General features: G+C 45.0%; 12 protein-coding genes and 1 pseudogene. 8 read left to right on the top strand and 5 right to left on the bottom strand.

What is annotated here, in order from left to right:
• Positions 1-104: 104 nt before the first annotated feature.
• Positions 105-2,804: an NB-ARC domain-containing protein gene (locus DXZ20_RS00065; protein WP_163695346.1), complete on the bottom strand. Its 2,700-nt coding sequence runs from the start codon at positions 2,802-2,804 to the stop codon at positions 105-107.
• Positions 2,805-4,442: 1,638 nt separating this feature from the next.
• Between DXZ20_RS00065 and DXZ20_RS00060 the strand changes: the two genes are divergently transcribed.
• From DXZ20_RS00060 to DXZ20_RS37115, 5 genes are all read left to right on the top strand, one after another.
• Positions 4,443-4,622, top strand: coding sequence for an NfeD family protein (locus DXZ20_RS00060; protein ID WP_163695343.1), 180 nt, complete (start codon positions 4,443-4,445; stop codon positions 4,620-4,622).
• Positions 4,623-5,164: 542 nt separating this feature from the next.
• Positions 5,165-5,770 (top strand): RNA polymerase sigma factor, encoded by a 606-nt coding sequence (locus tag DXZ20_RS00055; RefSeq protein ID WP_163695340.1) that lies wholly within the window; start codon positions 5,165-5,167, stop codon positions 5,768-5,770.
• A 141-nt stretch (positions 5,771-5,911) separates the two neighbouring features.
• Positions 5,912-6,466 carry a hypothetical protein gene (locus tag DXZ20_RS00050; protein WP_163695337.1) on the top strand — a complete coding sequence of 185 codons (555 nt, stop codon included), beginning with the start codon at positions 5,912-5,914 and terminating at the stop codon, positions 6,464-6,466.
• 492 nt (positions 6,467-6,958) lie between these two features.
• Positions 6,959-10,156 (top strand): nSTAND1 domain-containing NTPase, encoded by a 3,198-nt coding sequence (locus DXZ20_RS00045; protein ID WP_163695334.1) that lies wholly within the window; start codon positions 6,959-6,961, stop codon positions 10,154-10,156.
• 303 nt (positions 10,157-10,459) lie between these two features.
• Positions 10,460-11,530 carry a CAP family protein gene (locus DXZ20_RS37115; RefSeq protein ID WP_250565515.1) on the top strand — a complete coding sequence of 357 codons (1,071 nt, stop codon included), beginning with the start codon at positions 10,460-10,462 and terminating at the stop codon, positions 11,528-11,530.
• Between the two features lie 103 nt (positions 11,531-11,633).
• Here DXZ20_RS37115 and DXZ20_RS00035 read toward each other — a convergent pair whose 3' ends face one another.
• The gene (locus DXZ20_RS00035) at positions 11,634-12,614 is read right to left on the bottom strand and encodes a tyrosine-type recombinase/integrase (RefSeq protein WP_163695331.1); all 981 of its coding nucleotides are present in this window, start codon (positions 12,612-12,614) and stop codon (positions 11,634-11,636) included.
• 204 nt (positions 12,615-12,818) lie between these two features.
• Here DXZ20_RS00035 and DXZ20_RS00030 point away from each other — a divergent pair, with 204 nt between their 5' ends.
• Complete coding sequence (locus DXZ20_RS00030) at positions 12,819-13,364, top strand: hypothetical protein (protein ID WP_163695330.1); 546 nt, start codon at positions 12,819-12,821, stop codon at positions 13,362-13,364.
• Positions 13,357-14,001: a hypothetical protein gene (locus DXZ20_RS00025; protein ID WP_163695327.1), complete on the top strand. Its 645-nt coding sequence runs from the start codon at positions 13,357-13,359 to the stop codon at positions 13,999-14,001. The genes DXZ20_RS00030 and DXZ20_RS00025 overlap by 8 nt, the downstream gene beginning before the upstream one ends.
• 221 nt (positions 14,002-14,222) lie before the next feature.
• Here the strand turns inward: DXZ20_RS00025 and dnaK are convergent.
• From dnaK to DXZ20_RS00010, 3 genes and pseudogenes are all read right to left on the bottom strand, one after another.
• A pseudogene (gene dnaK / locus DXZ20_RS00020) lies at positions 14,223-15,926 on the bottom strand (molecular chaperone DnaK); the annotation flags it as partial.
• Between the two features lie 742 nt (positions 15,927-16,668).
• A complete protein-coding gene (locus DXZ20_RS00015) occupies positions 16,669-17,676 on the bottom strand; it encodes a ParB/RepB/Spo0J family partition protein (protein ID WP_163695323.1) in 1,008 nt (335 codons plus the stop codon).
• Positions 17,673-18,458, bottom strand: a complete 786-nt coding sequence (locus DXZ20_RS00010) for a ParA family protein (protein WP_163695321.1) — start codon at positions 18,456-18,458, stop codon at positions 17,673-17,675. Before DXZ20_RS00010 ends, DXZ20_RS00015 begins: the two co-directional genes overlap by 4 nt.
• A 634-nt stretch (positions 18,459-19,092) precedes the next feature.
• Here DXZ20_RS00010 and DXZ20_RS00005 point away from each other — a divergent pair.
• Positions 19,093-20,136 (top strand): hypothetical protein, encoded by a 1,044-nt coding sequence (locus DXZ20_RS00005; protein WP_163695319.1) that lies wholly within the window; start codon positions 19,093-19,095, stop codon positions 20,134-20,136.
• Positions 20,137-20,477 lie beyond the last annotated feature (341 nt).

The following is a 20,477-nucleotide window of genomic DNA, read 5'->3' as shown; positions in this document are numbered from 1 at the left end:
AATTCAAAGCTTTAACCGTAAAAATATCATGATCCCAATGTTGAAAGTGAGATATGTGCTGCTTTTGCAACTGGTCCCAGAATAAAGATAAATAAGTTAATGTTTCAAGCAGTAAATCCAAGGGCGGCGTAGTATGCTTTCTCGACAGCTGTTGGACCACTGTCATTACTGAGCTGTAAGTAGCCCTCATTGTCAGATGTCGAAGCTTGTCTGAAAACACTGGTTGCCGTCTGTTCCCAGTAGATTTTTCCAGTAGGGATAGACCAAAGCTGAACCATTGCAGGACTATTGCTTTTCATCTTTAGCACCCATGTACCATCGTTGCTGAGCGCTAAAATTCGAATGTCTGTTTCAAGGGGTATTTGATAAAGGCGTAACTCCTGTTGAACGCTCCATATTTCAACTTTACCTGATATGCCAGCAGCCAAATAGTTCCCATTTTCGCTGAATAATATCCCAGTAATTCCTTGGGGATCATAAGGAAGCTCAATTATGCTCCCTGCAGTTGATCGAATTTGGCAGCTGCGATTTCTGACTAAACCGGCCACTACTATAGAGTCTTGCTGCCATTTCATTCCATAGTAGTGGTCAGCTAAGTTAATGCTGTTTTGAAGTGCATCGGACGTCCCAAAGAGATCCCAGACTAGAATACGATCCCCACCTCCTTCGCTAGCTAGCTGAGTGGCTTCCGCGTTGAATTCCAAAATTTCTACTGCATTCATATGATGGTGAGCTAGCAGCTTTTTGCTGTCATTAATATTGTTCCAGACCCAAATACAACCATTTTCTAGCCCTATTGCAATGAAGTCCATATCACCACATGCCAGACTGCTAATCGGCGATGGGATGGAATCTATTAGTTCTGGCTTTTCTTCTGGGTATAAAAACCAGCGATAGATCGAGCCATCTGCAGCGATTGCTAAATTTTTCTCATTCCCAAACGCTATATGGGTAATTGCCATAGGATGCTCATTGGAATTCGTAATTTGTGCGAAATCATAGAGGACAAACGTCTCTATCTCACGTTGCCAGCATAGTATCCAGCCTTCACTATCTCCGACTGCAACTGTATTTCCGTCTGGAGACATTGCTGAAACAACTGGTTCTCTGAGAATTACTGGCCAAGATGTACCTCTAGTATTGCAATTACCAAAGTTTGCGCCCTTCAGCTTTGCCAAGCGCAAGTCTGCATGTCTAATGGTCAGTCCATCAAAAGTTAGGTCTTTGAGAGGTATACCCAGCTCGATAGCAATGTTGATAAGGTTGCCTGCAGCGTAGTTATTCTGCAGAGGCGGCTGATTAATGCTTCCTCGTTTAAGGAATTGCAACATATAGTTTATTTTTTCTGCTCGTGATTCGTTTGACCATAGATTGAGCTTATCTATAAGGTATTCCGCCAAAGGACCAAGAATATTTTTGCGATGCCACTGACGTTGCCAAGCTGGAGCTTGAGGTGAGATTAGGGGATGCTGGTTCAATTTGTGAACATCCTCTGTAGCTATTGTTTCCCGCTCAAATACCTTACCTAATCGCTCAACAAGGTGCTTGGCAACAACATGACGTAGCCAAAGAGACTGTATGAAGCAGTACCCATCTTCGTCTATATCTATAAGACCACGCTTCTGCAGGGATTGTATGACTAGTCCTAATTGACTAAAGGGTAATTGACGACGACCGACTCTATCTACCCTCGCTTTTACACGTTCATGAGGATACAACAGTAACCAACCTAGTAGAGAACGTTCCTTCGAGCTGATGTTATCCAGAGCTGAGTACCATGAATACTCCCCTGCGTCGTCTGAATCTAAAGGATCGTTTATGAATTCCGCAACGCTATACCCATAACGATTTTTAATTTTATGGGCAGCAATTTTCAAAGCACCTGGGTTATTACCACAAAAGTCTGCTACGTGTTCGAGTTCCTGGGGTGGTAGTTTGTCTAGTCCTTTATCTATAAGGATATTGCAAGCGACAGTTTGTGTAAGTGTCTGCAATTGATGATGAACGACATAATCGTTTATCTCCTGCAGGCAGCTTGGTGGTACTCGACTCACCCAAATTAAGCACCCTCTCAAATCAGGTGCGTCCATCAAGTCCCTTAACCAGCGCTCATAAGAACTAGACTCTGATTTGAAATGGCCCTCCAGAGAATCAATATCATGCAGGACTTCCCCCTGTTCAATCAGTAATATATAACGATGCTCATGGAGGAAACGAGTTAGCGCAAGGTTAGCGTTACCCTGAGGTACTTTGATGTCCGTGGGCAGAGAATCATCTATGTATCTGCAAAGATCCTCAACCGATTTTAGTGATGACACAGGGCATCGAATAAAGTCATCGAAACTTTTCTGTCCTTCAACTGTCTCTAACAACTGTCGGCACAGTGCTATAGCTAGCTGAGTTTTACCAATCTTTGGAGCACCAGTAATACAAATGACGTGACGCCCAAGCTCTCTGACATCAGAGAGGAGAGTATTTAATTCTTTCTCACGACCTTGCACTTCAACATTACCTAGCACCTGAAGTTTTTGGTACCAAGCCTTGGCTTCTCGAGCACAGGTATTCTGCTTAACGTCTTTGCCAGTGATGATCTTGATTTTTGTGTATAGCTTATAGGCGGCATCACGAATTGAACCGTACGTGTATATGGTTTCATTGGCAATTTGCTTGAATCCGATACCTGGTTGACTAAAAAAATGCCAGAGTATAGAACTTTCTGCTCCTGTTAGCCTTCTTTTGCCTTGAGCAGCCAGTTCTTCATCTATTGCTCTATGAATTGCGTTAAACTCATCCTCCGATGTCATAGCTTCCTGGTAGACTTTTTTGCCCCGAATTTAGAAAAGTTTACCAGGAATATTGGGAGATATTTCTGACAAGTGTCAGTGAACTGAACATAAAAAAACTGATAAGTTCTGACAAAAACTGACAAAAACTGACAATCAAGTTATTTTATTGTATCAGGAGTTACATTTTGAGCCATGAAAACTACTGACTATACGAGTGGTCTGACCCCTTATCAGTAGATCAATATAATTGTAAGCCTCTCTTTTGTGGGTGCTTCGCACAAACAGATGGCATGGTCCTAAAAAGAATAGACCTGTGCACTGTCAATTGTTTCTTTAATTATCTTGGGCAGTGCACACATCGGATATATCAGTACTACACTGACCCGAAGCTATTCTTGCCAAGCAATGAGGTAAAACCTAACTGCTCGGGATGATACTTCGTATCGTGTCACAGTTAGCGGTCTGACGAGGTTGATTAGTGTTCATGCACTGCTGCAGGCTTATTGTATTCGGTGTGTTCCTGTTCACCGTACTGATCTCAGGCAGACAATAGCAACTCTGGCTAAAGAGTCTAATCACGATTCATCGCTTGCTTTGCTAAAGCGTATAACTTGAGGTAAGAGGGGTAACTCATGTCTAGATGTAAGAGATCCACCAAAATAGAATTTTTCAGAGCACGATTTCTTAGCGAAGTCAGTTATATCTTGCAACCGTCAAACTCCCAGGGCAAAAGCTTTCTGAATTACTTACAGCGTGTAGGTAAACAACTAAAGATTCGAAACCTGAATCCCCACGAGTTGATTAATAATGCTGTGATACGTGGCCTTACTTATATCGGGGAGAGTTCTGAAGAAATTCGAAATACACAGGCTTGGCTACGTAGGGTTTGTACTTTTATCATGTATGACATGGTAAAAAGTGAGAAGAAGACTCGACTACTCAAGGATAAAAGCAAGGAGCCGTGCCCTCTCACCACCGATCCATTTGTGGAAATCGAGTTAGATGAAAATGTGCAGACAGTAAGATCTGCTCTATCTTGTCTCTCAAAAACTGATCAAGAGATTATTGCTCTTAGATTCTACTGGGGATTGTCTTATAAAGAGATCCAGCACTATTACCTAGAGGTTGCTCAGCTCTCTATAAAAATCCCGACTCTAAGAAAGCGTGAGTCAAGAGCTGTACGTCGATTACGCGAAATGCTTCTTAGTCAGGATCTGTGTGATAACAGATGAATGTTACATGTTTTGACATTACTAAAATTGTCATACTCCTGTCACAAATCCCGCCTTGGTTCTACTAGTTGCTAGAGAATCAGGAGTAATGCCAAAGAAAAGTCACCTGAGCAAAATAAATCAAGATTAGAAAGGGGGTGATGCCTATGAACAAATAAAACTATGAAGTCTAAGCTCTATGTAGCCGTCACTTCATAGTAAATTGGTGGCTTCTGTCACGCTGAGTGTTCTAATACTTTCTGTCTTACTTACTCTCTCATGCTCATTGGGCTGGCCATTGGTCAGCCTTTTTTATGGAGTTTTCTGTACTTAAGAACAAGAATATGTCTGTCACATTTGAGAGTAAATTCCTACTTCCTAATGTAAGCACAAGGTTGGATAGATAACAAGTATGTCTCCAGGAGTGTTTCTCGGTAAGCAATCTATGAAAAACTTCACCGAAGGAATTGTTGATGAAGTTTTGAAACCCTATCAAGAATGGCGAGTGAAGGTTCATGGTGTTTATTGGCATGCATGTTCACAAGTCAATTTCAATTTTTCGCCAGGCGATCATATTCAAGTAGTGGGACGTAATAATCTCAAGCTTGTGATTGCTCCGATGTAAAGGTCTTTAACCTCAACGCCAGCCTACCTTTAGTTTATTGTCTCTTTCCATCCCGGTGAATCATAAGCCCCTGCATTCCCGTTTTTCTCAAAATATTCTGATATTGCCTGTCACAGATTTGCCCCAATTTCGACTACTTCCTGTGAGCCAATAATTCATCTATTTAAGCAAGAGTTTTTTAACGATGCTGAATAGCCTTGAATAAGTGACTCATGCCCCGTTCGTATGAACTTTTTTTAGCATAGAGGTAAGCAAAGATGAGCGTGATCAACTTTCGTAATGATGTTGTGTCGGTTACTAAAACGCTTGTAGCTGGCAAGAATCGTTCTTTATGGAAGTACAGATATTATCAAAGATTAGCCACTGCTCTGTTTCCAGCAATCCCATTACAAGCTTTTAGCCTTGTGGGTGTTGCAATTCGACAATTACAAACTAATCCCATTTCGCTTAATGCGAGTGTACGACAATTCTTCTGGAGTGTTTGGTCTCAGCTTATTACAGCTGGGCCGCCACAGTGTCTAACCTAGAAATGAGGGAACAAAATGTCACATTGCCAAAAGTCTAATAAAGTTCAGGCTCTCAAGGCAAAATTTCTTGATGAGGTTAGCTATATCCTTGAGCCATCCAACGTTCAAGGTAAAAGCTTTCTGAACTACTTGCAACGTGTTGGCAAACAACTGAATATTCGAAACTTAAATCCGCACGAGCTCATTAGTGATGCCGTGATGCGTGGCCTAACTTACATTGATAAGAACTCAAAGGGAATTGACAATGTGCAGGCATGGCTGCGTAAAGTTTGCTCTCATATCATGTATGACATGGTAAAGGGTGAAAAGAGGAACCGGCTTCTAAAGGCAAAAAATAAGGACCTGCCCGAAACTGCTGATCCCTTTTCTGAAGTAGAGGAGGAAGAACAGAAGACTGTCCTGGAGGCAGTACTACCTTTTTTATCAAAAGAGGATCAAGAAATCCTTGATCTCCGGTTCTATCGTGGGTTTTCTTATAAAGAAATCCAACAGCACTATCTTGAAGTTGCAGAAGTCTTTATCAAGATTCCGGCCCTGAGGCAGCGTGAATCAAGAGCTTTACGGCGCTTGCGTGAAAAGTTCTGGGAAAATTATGAAGGTCAGCAAAAAGGTACGAGTTAGGAACGTTTGAGTAATAGAACCAAGCAATATCAACTTAATCTAAAATGGTCGTATACCATGGTCTTAATATTGATATTGCTTGGACTATCTTTCACTTTCAGTGGCCAATTAAAATGAGAAGAGTATCAGGAGAGACAGCTAATGTGTCCGAATACTTTAGACGATGTATATCTTCTGCGTTTGTCAGAATTGCAACAAACTGCGTTGAATCGATTAAATCTTTCTGATGACCAAAAAAATGTGGTTCAACGCTATCATCAGCTAGCGACCTGCTCCATTCTTACAGAAAAGGATGTTCTTGAATTAAGTGGTATTTGGCAACAAGCCGAAGGAGATACGCAACTCACACAAGCTTTGACATTGATTGATGAATTTCAGGTTGACTCCCTGCAAGGAGAGAAACTTCTCTCAGAGGATGTCAATCTAAGGTCGTTCTTGAGTGAGCATATTCCTGTTCTAGCAGAGGAAAAGCTCAAACAGCTCCAGGGAGAAAACCGCATTGGGATACAACCTCAGAAGGCTTGTATTGTTTTGCTATGTCCGGATGGATCAGGGTTTATCCAAAGGCCGATTCCCGAGGATCGCTTCATTAATTTAGATGATCAAGAAATTTGTGAGAAATGCGGTACAAAGATAGCAAAACACGAAAGGTTTATCTTTGTACCGAGTGACTCGGCATTACCTACGCCGACTTAAGCTTTTGGTGCTGTGTTTGTCTTCATTAGCTTGTTTGCTCATTTAGTTGTTAGAGCACAAGTTTGTAGCCTCTGGTTCCATAAGCTAGAGGCTTTTTTTAGAATAGAGGCATTTACATGAAAACCTATGGTTGGACTAGCGGGGGACTTAGCTCTAGTGCCATTATCCAGGATTGAGCATTCTTGCCTATTGCATAATCGGGATGCAATCAAGTGGAATAAATTACGATGAGAATAGTTTGCATATAGTTAAGTAGGTGATCGTAAATATTCACAGCTTCTGCAGGCTCCCTTCCGTCCCCCCATCTGGGGGAGACCGGACTCAAAGCCCCCCATTTTGAGGCTTGAGGGCTTGACAAAAAACTCGCACAAAATCTTCTATGACATGCATAATTTTGGATACCTACTCATGGAGACTACTTACGGATACTCGGCGAGGTGATGATGATTTCGTCCACCATGAAGGTAAGTTCGACTATCCCGACGTAAGCTAATGAGGCGAATTTTAGTTACGACAGCCAATCCACGGGGGACAGTCCAACTCCGTCTGGATGAAGAAATTCGAGAAATTGATGAAGGGCTAAAACGATCGCCTCACCGAACTCAATTTGAACTCATAGCCAAGGTTTCAGTTCGTTTAAGAGATTTCTATCGACACATGCTGGAGTTCAAACCACACATTGTCCATTTTAGTGGGCACGGTGACGGGGTGAATGGACTTGTTTTTGAGAGTGATAATGGGGAGCCAGAATTTCTAGGCACCGAGCCACTAGCAGAAATATTTAAGTTATTCGCTAGTCGGGGGCTTGAATGTGTAGTGCTAAATGCTTGTTACTCAGAGATTCAGGCTAAAGCAATTAATCGATGTGTTCCTTATGTGATCGCGATGAACGATTCGATTGGCGATCGCGCCGCGATTACATTCTCAGTTGCCTTCTACGATGCACTGGGAGCAAACGAAACCATTAACTTTGCTCTTGAACTGGCGAAAACACAGCTCATCAATCTCAAAGAACATCAGAAGCCAATAATACTTACTAATCCAGACCTAATTGCTCGACTCAGAAAAGAATCTTTTAAGAATGATATTATCCCTAGAGAAAAAGCTCTTAAATTACTTCAAAGTCTACTGCCGTCGCAATTTGAAAGTGTTGATAGAAATAGTCTGCTCAATCAGCTACAGCAGCTTAATGAAAGCCAGTTGGACGAGCTTGTTTATCGGCTACATATCAATCAAGTTCACTTAAGGGCAAGTGGAGTCAGCTTAAATCAGAGGCCAACTGATCTGATTCAATATCTAGAGCCTCAAGTTGCTGGTCTTCAGCAACTACAGGTGCAGCTTGAAAACCTACTTTCACCACCCACGGAGTCAACGTCTCTCACTCAAATTCCAGAATGTCCTTACCAAGGATTATTTGCCTTTCAGGAGAGCAATGCAGATTTCTTCTTTGGGCGAGAGGCATTTATCGATGACTGTGAGCAGGAAAACGGTTCTATTCGCCAGGGCCTAGTGCGAGCTGTTGAGACTTTGCCGTTAGTTGCGGTCGTTGGGTCGTCCGGTAGCGGAAAGTCGTCACTGGTGTTTGCTGGGCTATTGCCTCGGTTAAGGCAGTCAAATGGCTGGTTCATAGAAACCCTGCGCCCCAAAAAGGCTCCTTTCGTTGAATTGGCGGTTCAACTTGCGCAACGACTTGATCCAGTGAAAGATTTAGTCGATCAGAATGAGCGAGTCAATAAATTGACAAAAAGTATAAGAGAAGGCGGCATTGTCAGTGTAGTATCACAGATTTTGCAGCCATATCCTGGCAAGCAGCTTTTATTGGTAATCGATCAATTTGAGGAATTATATACGCAGTGTGACCAGCCAGAGCGAGAGCAGTTCATTGATGTGGTTTTGGAAGGTCTCAACCGGGCAGAAGGCTTCAAGGTTGTTTTAACTTTGCGTGCTGATTTTTGCGGGCAGGCTTACGCGTACCGGCCATTGGCTGACGCGCTGCATGGCGCTGATTTCAAGTTAGGTCCCATGAATCGGGAAGAGCTTCAAAAAGCCATTGAGTGCCCCGCCAAACTAAGGGAGGTGAAATTCGAAGATGGGCTTGTTGATCGACTTTTGGACGATGTCGGTAAGGAGGATGGAAACTTACCCCTATTGGAGTTTGCCCTCACTGAACTTTGGCGGCGGCAGCAACACAAAACATTAACCTACCAGGCTTATGTCCGCATTGGAGGCGTTGCGAAAGCACTTGCTAGACATGCAGATGCCGTCTATATGAAGTTGAGCGAAGTAGATCAAAAACGAGCCCAGCAAGTTTTTGTACAGTTGGTCCATCCTGGGGAGGGTACGGAGGATACCCGCAGAGTTGCCAGTCGAACAGAGATTGGCCCAACAAATTGGGATCTTGTAACACAGCTAGCAGGTGAGCCAGCTCGATTGGTAGTGACGGGTCGCAACGAGGAAACAGTCGAGATCATACACGAGACTCTGCTAAAAGAATGGCAAAGCCTCAGAGGTTGGTTGGAGCAAGATCGCACGTTTCGACTTTGGCAGGAGGGCTTACGGTTTCGCCAAAGGCAATGGCAGCAAAGCAAACAGGATGAAACAGCCCTGCTCGACGGCTTTCTTTTGGAAGAGGCAAAACAATGGCAGAGCCAACGGCATGAAAATTTGAGCGTTGAAGATAAGGCATTTATCAGGCTGAGTTCGGAGGCCCGCGATCGCCGTGTACAAAGCCGGTTGCACGAGCTCGAAGAGTTATTAGAGCAAGAGAGAAAAGCTGTGCAAGCAAAGGAAGAAGCGATAGCACAAGCAAATAGAGCCAAGAAGGTCGAACAGCAGAAAAGCAGGCTGGCAGCTGCTGCTACAGGACTGGTGGTTATTGCCTCTCTTACAGGCGGATTCTTATGGCGAAGAGGGCAGCAACTTCAGTTTCAAATAGCGCTCTTTGATGCGGGTGTGGAAGTTACGCCCAAGACAGCAGCTGCTATTGTGCGCCGACTTCCTGAGCAGTTGAAGGCAGCACAGACTGCCGAAGTCGGTCTTGAAAACAACAAAACAGAAACAAATATTACAAATACCCTTCAACATTATCGTCAAATGCGGGAAAGAAGTATCAAGCTCCTTGAGAAAGCCGATCAAGAACCTGAAATTTATCAGGACATCATTGAACGTCGCAGCGACATTCAACCTTTTGCGGGTGAGGCTGAAAGCTCATTAGCAAGATTGGTTCGCCTGTATCGGCTACCCCAATTAGAAGTAGAATTAAGCACCCAGCCCATTGGATTGCGTGACGAAAAGCAAGGGGCAGGTTCCTTTGAAGACCAGTTCCCTCCAGGAGCCTTGCGAACAACTTACAGAATACTCATGCAAGAATTTGGTGTCGAAGCGGATTTGGACGGAAATGGCCTTTTAGATAGTCAGGCAGAAGCCGCTCAGATTCCTTGCTTGACCCTAATTGATATTGCCAAGGCTTGGCGTGAAGCGACTGCGAATCAGTGTGGATGGTATAGCAATGATCCTAAACTCGACGAGCGAGATCGCTACCTTGATGAAAACACAGATTGTGAAGATTTGAGATTTAGCACACTGACGAATCAAATATTTAATATTCCAGACGATAATGCCATCTTAGATCGGTTCGAGCAATGTCAAGTCTCGCGCCTAGTGATAAGCATTGCTCCAAATGCAGAATAGTAACTATCGATGACCGTCCTTTTTGCGGTTAAGTGTGCTGATTCAGTCAAAATTTTTATGGAGTAACGGATAGTGAAAAAAGCTATATTTCAGCGCTTCCTCCGAAGAAGGTTATCTTCAAGCAGACTAAGGATTACAATACTAGCCGTTCTAACAGTTCTATTACTGATAGCATTCCCCCTCAAAAGTACTGCAGCAGCAGCCTATGCCGAGATTTACCACGTTAGTGATTCTAGAAAAATTACAATTAAACCAGACGGAATTCCCGCTCTAGGTCAAAAATTAAAAAATTCTCGTACTTATTTGCGGATAGCAGCTGGTAGCTATTTCGCTCATATTGCTCTACGCGAAGATAATGGTACACCCAGTCCTGACCTACCCTATGTACAGGCAAAATCTGTCGAGGGAGGTGCTGTTAGGTATAAGTTTGCTTGTCGTGGTGATAACGGGGTTATTACAGTAGGTTATCAACGTGAATCTGCATCGCTGCGTGATGGCTGGGCGTGTGAGTACGATCCTGCTCCTTCACCAACCGCTCATTTGCCATCTAGATTCAAGAGCTGGACAAGTAAGACAAGATCTACATCTAACGAGGCTTCAGAAGGTAGCTTGTACTTGTCTCAGCAGCGCAGTCCGTCCGTCAGGGTAGCACCAGCTACTGAAGATGCCATTCTTTACCAGGCCCGCTACAGAGAAGATGCGATCGTCATTGACGTGGTCAACGGAGCAGTCTTAGTAGAGACTCCTGAAGATGCTACGGTTCGGGTAGAAGCAGGCAATAGCTTTATCTATCAGTTCTTGAGCGGTATACCGGGTCAGCAGAGCCAGGGTATCAATCCTGATCAGACGGCCATAAATGATTTTTTAGAACCTGATTCGTGGCCATCAATTGAGTCTGAGATTCGTACTCTGCGGCAGGATCTCGCATCCTTACCTCCAGAAGCTCAAGAACTTTTAGATCTACATAATCAATACCGAGATGAGGTACAAATTCCACGATTAACTTGGTCTGATGAGTTGGCTAATAACGCTCAATCTTGGGCTAATGAGCTAGCTTCGAGCGGTGGACAACTTCGACATCCCGATGGACTGGGAGGTTCTGGTATGGGTGAAAATTTGTGGGGCGGAACAGCTCGAGCCTTCAGCCTGGACCAAATGATTAATTCTTGGGGCTCAGAAAAGAGGTTTTTCCGAAACGGTCGATTCCCAAATATCAGTTCGACAGGCGATTGGGAAGATGTAGGGCATTACAGCCAAATGGTCTGGCGTAATACAACACAGCTCGGTTGTGGGTTGGCGACAGGTAGCGGTGTCGATATTTTGGTCTGTCGGTATTCACCACCAGGTAACTTTAGCGGACAGCAAGTGTTCTAACCAGCCTCTAGCCTGTTCCTAGTGAGGTAGGCAAGGACTGATCTGGCTTGTTTTGAAGACGGGCGGGTCACCGGGAGGTGACCCGCCTAGCTAACTCAATAAATTATGCCTCTTCTGGTGTGCCATAAAGATCTTCAAAGGCCTCTTCCATTTTGAGATCCAAAGCCCGGTCACTGTAACGAGCAAAAATCTTGTCAGAGCGAATGCGGACAGCCCGTTTTGCCAACAGCGGATTCATACCAGCGGCTACGAGCGAGGTGGCAAACGTATGTCTCATCCGGTGGGGATGAATGTCCTCTAGCTCACTGGCTTCCGCTAAATCCTTGACCAACTCATAGATGCCACTGTAGCCCAAGCGTTGCCCCCGGCTGTTGTTAGACAAACTGATAAATAAGGAAGTCTCCTGGCTGACGGCAAACCCATTGCGTACCAACCACCCCAGATAGATATCCAAGGCAACAATAGCCTCTGGTTTTAGCGGTACCAGGCCATCACTGCCCCATTTAGCCTCGCGTACCCTTAACCGCCGTCCATCATAGTCGCTGATATCCAGTCCACACACTTCCCTGGCCCGCAATCCATGACTAAGCACCTGGAGAATTGCTCGGTCGCGCACCTCGGAATCCCCCCGGTAGGCCAACGCCCCAAACAGCTGATTGACCTGATTTTCCGCTAAATCCCGAGGTGGCTTAGCAGGCTCTTTCAAAAACTCAATGGTGAGCGTCGGGTTACGGGTGATATAGTCCTTGACCGTGAGCCATTTGAAGAAACTCTTCAAGGTAGCTAATGCCTGATTAATCGTGGTTGGGGCCAGTGTTCCCCCCCGTTTGCTAGGCTGTGCCTTGAGATGCTGTTTGTAGCGATCAATATCTCGATGGGTGATATCATGCCAGGGTTTTTTCTGAGTCCAAGCATAGAAGAGTTGAAGCTGCCGTTCGTAGGCTTTGTGGGTATTGGTAGATAGCTCGCGCGATCTCAAAAACTCCACCACCCGCTGCCAGCTCAAATCCTCCACTACCGGCACCGGTGCCTTGGTCACCTGCCCAAATTCAATAAAAGTAGGCTCAGGAATATCGCGAGCCATAGCCAACTCCCGCTATTTGAAATAAATCGAAGGGCGAAAGGCCCAATTTACCGTAGGCACTTCCCTATGGTGTGAATTCTACCCTAAATAAGCTAATTTATATTGACTTCACTAAAAATAACACTAAAAATAAACCTGTCAAAGTACGCTACCCTAGACCTTGAATTGCAGGCAGTTCAGCTATTGCTCGATTTCTAAGGACGGATGCCACGGCGGATCAATCAAAAGTGTGTCGCGTGTGCTCAGTTGAGCGCAGCCCAGGCCCGGCAGCAGCATGGTCCCAATGGGGATGGCTGCTGGGATGAAAAGCGCTGTCATCGGAAGCGATCGCACTACCGTAACCGACGAGACTCGAATGAAAAGCGACGGGCTATCTACCAGCAGCAGATCCTGACCACCAAGGCTGACAATGAGGTAGAGACCGTTTCTCTAGACGTGGCGGAATCCTCAATGCCCTATGCCAACCTCTATATCTGGCGAGAAAAGCGTAAGGATGCTCCGGTCCACGCCATTGGCGCGACGGTGATTCACAACGGCCAGAAGGTTTTGGAAGTTAAGCCGATTCACTGTGCCGGATATCGACGACGACAGTTAGAACGCTATGTCTCTCAAAAGATGCTGCCCTATCTCACCGAACGCTATGGGATCACCCACTTTTCCAATGAGATTCGGTTAGAGCCTATTGAGTGTCCAATCCCTGAATGTCCTTTGAAGGGAGGCTTTGATCATCTTGGAGGGGGCGATGGTTAGTGTTCGTCAGCTGGAGTTGGACTTGGGGGATGCCTTTGAAGATGCCGCCGATGTGCCGGAAGAAGCGAATATTTTAGAACTTTGGCAGCAGTTTGAGGGGGTAATGATGGAGCTGCCATGGCGCGAGCAGTTGCGGCTCGGTGGGGAAGTACTAGCCCAGCTGGCTAACATTTGTGAGGCTAAGTCTGAAATCCTCTGGGATGACTGGCAAGATGCCCATAATACGGATGGCCCTATGTTAGATGGCGACTGGCTCAAGGGCATCACCCGACAGACCCAAGAATTAGATTTTTCAGACCTGGTACAGCGTTCCAACCAACGCGATCCGCTTGAGCCCGTGGCCGATGATGAGTCTGTAGTGGGGGATGTGGATAAAACCTCTGTTCTGGCGTTAGTGGATGCGTTAACTGAGGAAGCGGTTAAGGAGCAAGCGCTGGCTGTGGCGCATTCAGAGAATGTGTCGACCTGGATCGAGAACTTATCTATGAAACGGACTGGTGCTCCTCAACGACTCATTGATCTACAGCGACAAGTGAAGATGCCATTGGTGGAGGTGTGGATGGCGGCACTCCTGGGTGACTTTAGATTGGAGCAGCGTGGAGAATTTTATGAGACGGAGCACCTTTGGATTGGTTAAGGTCCGTCCACTTAGACCCAATGTGGCCTGATTTTACTGTTCAAAATTAGGGGGTTCACTTCACCAAGTTGAGGAGCAGATCTGCTTTAACGACCACAATGCTCCATGTCTAAACATAGGTCTCTTAAAGCTTATGGCCTTCTGACATCGGTTTGCTCTAGCTCAATTTTTTCCAGAAGAATCTGAATTCTCTGATACTGCATTTTCAATTCCTTCATCTGAGCCTTCAGTTCATTCATCTGTTGCTCTAGACTTTGATACTGCTGGCCATTGAGGCTAACGTTAGGAAGGGTTGTTTTTACTGGCTGATAGACAACATTAGCGTTAAAGTCACTCATATGTTTTGGTGTCCAATGAGTCGGGGGCTCTATCTGATTGCTCAGACTGACACACTGATGCTGCTTGTCTAATTCTATATTTTGTATTGTGGATGTACCAGAAATACTCATGGTCTCCTTTTTTCCACTGCATTTATCTTTAGCGGTGACGTTGAGAAGTCCGTTAGCATCAATATCAAACATCACCTCAATCTGAGAAACACCTCGTGATGCAGGAGGGATGCCATCGAGCCGGAGAACACCTAAGTTCAAGTTGTCGTGTGACATCTCATGGTTCCCTTGCAGAATATGGATTTCGACGCTTGTCTGGCCATCCACTGCTGTTGAGAAGACCTCAGACTTTTTAGTGGGGATGGTGGTGTTGCGAGGAATCATCGTGGTCATCACACCTCCTAGAGTTTCAATCCCTAAATTCAATGGCGTCACATCCAGCAGCAATATGTCCTTTACTTCTCCGGCCAAAACACCACCTTGAATAGCTGCCCCAATGGCCACGGCTTCGTCAGGATTTATGGTTTCGTTAGGTTCTTTCCTGAAGGTGCGCTTCATGAGGTTCTTAATTGCTGGGATTCGAGTGGAGCCCCCCATTAGTACGATTTCATCAATGTCGATTTCCCTGAGCTTACTATCTTTAAGGACCTGATATATAAGTATGCGGCAGCGATCGAGCAGATCTGTGCATAGCTCTTCGAACTTCGCCCGAGTCAGATTCACTTTTAGATGCTTAGGTCCGTCTTTGGTAGCAACAATGCAGGGGAGATGAATCTCTGCCTGAGTCACACTGGAGAGTTCGATTTTGGCCTCTTCAGCGGCTTTAGTTAACCGCTGGAGCACCTGCTTATCCTCGCGTAGGTTAATACCCTCTATCTTTTGAAACTCTACGGCAAGGTAATCGACAATTCTTTTGTCGAAGTCGTCACCGCCCAAGTGGGTACTCCCAGAAGTGGCCCATACTTCAAATGCACCGTTGCCCACCTTTACGATGGAGATACTTAGATTGCCACCCCCTAGGTCGAACATTACGATGGTCTCATCACTCTTTTTGTCCAGACCATAAGTCAAAGAGGCTGCCGTTGGTTCGTTGATAATTCTTAGAATTTCCAGACCTGCAATCTTGCCAGAATCCTTGATAGCAAGCCGCTGAGCGTCATTAAAGTAGGCGGGAACGGTAATCACTGCTTGGGTTATTGGTTCGCCGATATACTTGCTGGCATCGTTGACTAGCTTCTGCAAGACCCGAGCGGCAATTTCTTCAGGAGAAAATTGCCGCTTTACTTGTGGGCAATCTAGTTTCACTCTGCTACCTACATTCAGGACTTTGTAGGTAGCTTCCTTTGCGTCCTCAGCGACTTCATCATAGCGACAGCCAATGAAGCGCTTAAAAGAGTAAAAAGTATCCTCAGGATGCATCACAGCCTGATGCTGAGCGAGCTGGCCTACAAGGCGACCTCCATTCTTGTCATAAGCTACCACAGAGGGGGTAATGCGAAATCCCTCTGAATTGGGGATGATGGTAGGCTTGCCGCCTTCCATTACTGCAATGCATGAATTGGTTGTGCCTAAGTCAATACCAACAACTTTACTCATGACGCTTCTCCTGTCAATCTGGTAACTGGGAGTCGACTTGACGCTTAGTCCGAATTTTTTAGTAGGAGGATTACAGGAGCAAGTACGTAGAAGACCCTACTGAGGAGCTACTGAAAGGCTGAAGACTTTATTCTGGTTTTTATGGGGTGGCGAGATTGCCCCAATTTGAATTACCCATTTATCTTCACTCCTACTAGATATATTCTTTGCAAGAATAATGAGGATTTTGTGAGGATATCGAAGCTATTTATTACAAAAGTATTGCATGACGTCAAATTGAGACGTGACCTGACCTATGTTTATGCATAGAGAATTGTGATCGTTAAGGCAGATCTGCTCCTCAACTTGAACGAGATTCCAGTGTTTTCAGACTGCAACCTGCGCTAAGATTCCTCAGAACTAAGCATGAATAATCCCCCAAAAACCTTTGTAGAGAATGGCTTTTCGCTTTAGCGGCCATTTTTTCTCCAACTATACACAAAAGCCATGCAGGACCAGCGGGGGCATTGGTTGTCGTTTGAAAAGGCTGGCTGAGATCGCAACGGCCATCACTATCGGCACGACAGGTTTTGCTACTGACTTAGCCAGCCGAGACATTAAATGTTCCTCTGCCTCAAGTCCAGGCGAGGGCGGGTCCAGCCCGACCAGCTTCCACTGTCCAACGTCCCATAAGTTGCTTCTGCAACCATTGGATTACTACCAAATCAGACCTAATTCTTAACCTGACGTGCGACGTCGCACGTCAGGTTAGCTCATGAAGTTGGGCAACTAATTCATTGATCTGATCAAGGATAGTCCCAACCTGTTTATTCTTCTTTCTCAAGACATCGCCCTTTAACAACAGGCTCAGCCCATCAACGGCTGTTGTGGCCCGTTTCATATTTGGAGATGGCTTTTTCTCTTTGGCAGTGTTCTTAGATTCTGCTTGTTGACGCTTGGCTTGACGGATTTCCTTGACCGGTGGATTTACATCAATAATCCACGACAGTAAATCGTCACGATCTTCATCGTCTTTGACGCTGCCTATCTCAAGAGCTTTCGATGCATCAATTTGCCCTGTGTCTAATGCCTGCCTGACATCATCGGGTAGGCTTCTAAACTTAATCAGTTTTGTGCGAAAACTGGTGAGTTTGCCACCGTTATATCGGTCAAGGATCGCTTGATATGTTTCCAGACGAGTTTTGATATCCTCTGATATGCCATTACCACGCTTAGCAGAATTGCTCATCTGGTTTAGCTCTTGCTCAACCACATCTGGGGTGGTTTCAGCTTCATCGGCCATAAGTTCCAGATAGCCCAAAAGAACCTCAAAAGCATTGAGGTTTTTGCGCACCATGTTTTCATCGAAGCGGATGCGTCTGACTTGCTGTGGGGTTAATTCTTGAATTTCGGCACGAATGACTTCATGGTCAAGTTCTTCGCAAGCGGTGACACGACTGGCACCAAAGACCAATTCATATTTAAAGCCTTGGGACAGGGCCTCACTGTTTGGAGGAAGGGAAGTAACCAAGACTGCTCCGCGAAATCCTTCTTCCTGGATAGCGATCTTCAGCTTTTCGATCTCCTGAGGATCAAAGAAAAGACGTTGCTGTTTGGGTCGCCAAATTTCGGCAATTGGCAGTTCAACGAAGGAGTTATCGGCTGTTGGATTCTCAACGGACGCTATGGTCTGGGCCGTATCCTCAGAGGTTAAATTTCCTAAAATGTTGCCTACCATCGAGGTAGAGCGTAGTTTAGTCGCTGAATTCATACGGTTACCTCAACTTGCTGGGCAATGGCTTTAGAAATTGCTCGCATGACTTTAAGACAGTCATTTTTTGGATCGAATTGGGCTAGGGGTTGATGTGCTTCCTGTGAGTCGCTCACTGCAGTGCGAACGGGCATGGGATCAAATACGTTCATGCCGTCAAACATGGGCAGCTGCAGTTGTGCTGCAATTTCATGAATAGCATCGTTGGCCCTGCGCGAACCAGAGGTGCGTTTGTCGTACATGGTTGGAATGAGACCCAGGACTCTCAAGTCGGGATTTACTTTTTGGGCAAGTTCGATGCTGACTCGAAGCAGGCCCATGGTTGCCTCGACTGCTTTGTAATTGGTGCTGAGGGGTACCAATAAGAAGTCGGCAGCTACCAGACAATTGATGGAAAGCAAGCCTAAACTAGGAGGACCATCAATGACGATGACATCGTAATTATTGTGTGCCTGCTCAAGGGTATCTCTGAGGCGATACTCTCGACGTAGTTCGCCAGCTAGTAGTAATTCTGCCTGGGCAAGCTGAAGATTTGCAGGAACGAGATCGCACCAGTGGGTGGAATCAATGGGCAAAGGTGCTCGGTTCATTAAGCTGTCAAAGATGGTTGCTTCTAAACCGTAGGCATCGAGGCCAAAAAAAGTGGTCAGTGAGGCTTGCGGATCCATGTCGATCGCAAGGGTGTTGACATGCTGCTCCCCAAGTAAATGGGAGATATTCATCGTCAGCGTAGTTTTGCCAACTCCCCCGGACATATTAAAGAAAGCTACTACTGTCGCCATGTTTAGGTATGGGGGATGAGGTGGAGCGCTGACGTGCGACGTCGCACGTCAGCGATTGATGGTCAACATACTAATGTAGGATGCGACATCTGCACACACTAAATCTGAGAAATTTTAATTGGCCTATGTGTAGACGCGGAGAGAAAATGGTCGCTAAGTATATCTTCGTGGACTTTGCTGACGAGTTTTCAATACTTTCAGGCTCTCGTTATATTCTGAATCGCTTTTGATAAGCCTAAATATTCAAAACTAAAGCTATTTCTATGCAAGGGTTATAGCCCTAACGGCCAAAAATTCTCTATTTCTATACAAAGGCCTCAAACCCCCTCTCATACTCTACGTAAAATCTGGGGTTTGAGGCAGCGAGATCGCGGCACACCAATCCCTATTCTGATGGAAGCGTTTGGACATACCAGTCAGCAGCAAACAATGCAGTATCTGGGAATTCAGGCCGAAGAAATTGCCCAAATCTATGAAATGGATCTGTAACAGCGACGTACCGAGTTTCACTGCTATTTGAGCCAGAAAAGGTACTCGTATAGGTACTATGCAATGTCAGTGTAGTCCTACACTATGAACGGTAAGTGGTTTTACAAGTAGTAATTTACTTCTTTAAATCGGGGGGAGAATCGAAGTGACACAGGTAAGCCAGACCACCATACAAAGCGATAATAACAGCACCGCGCCTAATCAAAAAATCAGGTGGCGTGACAGGATAAATTTTCAGCAAATAGGTGCTTTTATTGGGGGTGTAGCTGCTATTGGCAGTCTTGTAGGTGTTGCTTTTGCTGTATATACCTTCTTAGACGAAAGTCCTAAATTAGAGATTTCTATCAGTGAGTTAGATTTGATTGGATACATTCCACAATCAGATCAACGTATTTTAGAAACTGAAATATTTAGGGACTTACTTGCTCTGGAAGAGACATACTCAGGCATTGTCGATGAGTATGTAATCCAACTTATGAGAGAGACGTATGAGCTCTTAATCAATGCAGAGCGAGCAGCGGTCCAATATACTGATGGAACGCCAGGAGAACAGCCTGATGACCGCTTAGAAACATATCAAAAAAACTTTTCTAGTACGATAACAGAGCTCGAAAAGAGGAGAGATAATGCATCAGAAGAAAATAAGGAAAAATACTCTAATCTAATCAGTGGACTTACAAGAATAAAATCCACGGCTGATAAAATTCAGCTCAAAGACAAAATATTTCTTGAACTCAGTGTCGAAAATGGAAGCCGTTTATCGAACTACCTGCACTCCCAAGGTATCTTAATATTCCGTCAAGAGGAAACAGTCTTTGCTGCTGTGCCTCAAATTATTATGAACCTTGTTGATGAAGAAAGAAGGTATACATCTGAAGGTATAGAAATAGAGAAGATTCCTGATGCAGGAAAAATAGGAGGCCATGAGGTTTCTTCTTTTACCTTTGAGGCTGAGCTAGAAAACTTAGAAAAAGACAATCAAGAGTATGTTGAACTTGCTTTCCAAGATAGGGCCGGGGGGGATGATAAGTACACTTTAATGTTTGCCATAGAAGATGTAAAAGAGGAGATGTGGCATAAAGAAGCTGAGTTTTCCACTTTTACAGCAAGAAGAACTAAGCAGGAGCTAAAAACTAAGGTAGAGCCTATTTTTAATGAACTCCTTAAGGGTAATGAGAGCGATACCTAAGGTTTATTGGTGGTGCTCAACTGTGCCATAACTTGTTATAGCCGATGTGATGAATTTTGAAGGTTTTTATTACATCGGCTGTCGCTTGATTTGTCGTTTTTCGGACACAAGATGTCCAATTTCATTTCAATAGCTTGTTGCACAGCTTGTTGCCGTCTGGCCTGGTCCCAGCGGATAGAGTTTAGGGTATTGCCGAGGCCAGGGGCATTCCAGCGACCGCTATCAGGATCGAGAAAGGCGCGAGTCCTGGCCCACACGACTTGGAAGGTTAGCTAGGTATTCCATCTAGGACAATAGACGGACTGACGTTGGAAAGGCCCGATGCATTGTCCGTTAGTTGG

The organism is Adonisia turfae CCMR0081 (genome assembly GCF_011009555.1).
Taxonomy (GTDB): Bacteria; Cyanobacteriota; Cyanobacteriia; order Phormidesmidales; family Phormidesmidaceae; genus Leptothoe; species Leptothoe turfae.
The sequence above is the reverse complement of the archived record's forward strand: the minus strand, read 5'-3'. Positions and strand labels throughout refer to the sequence as shown.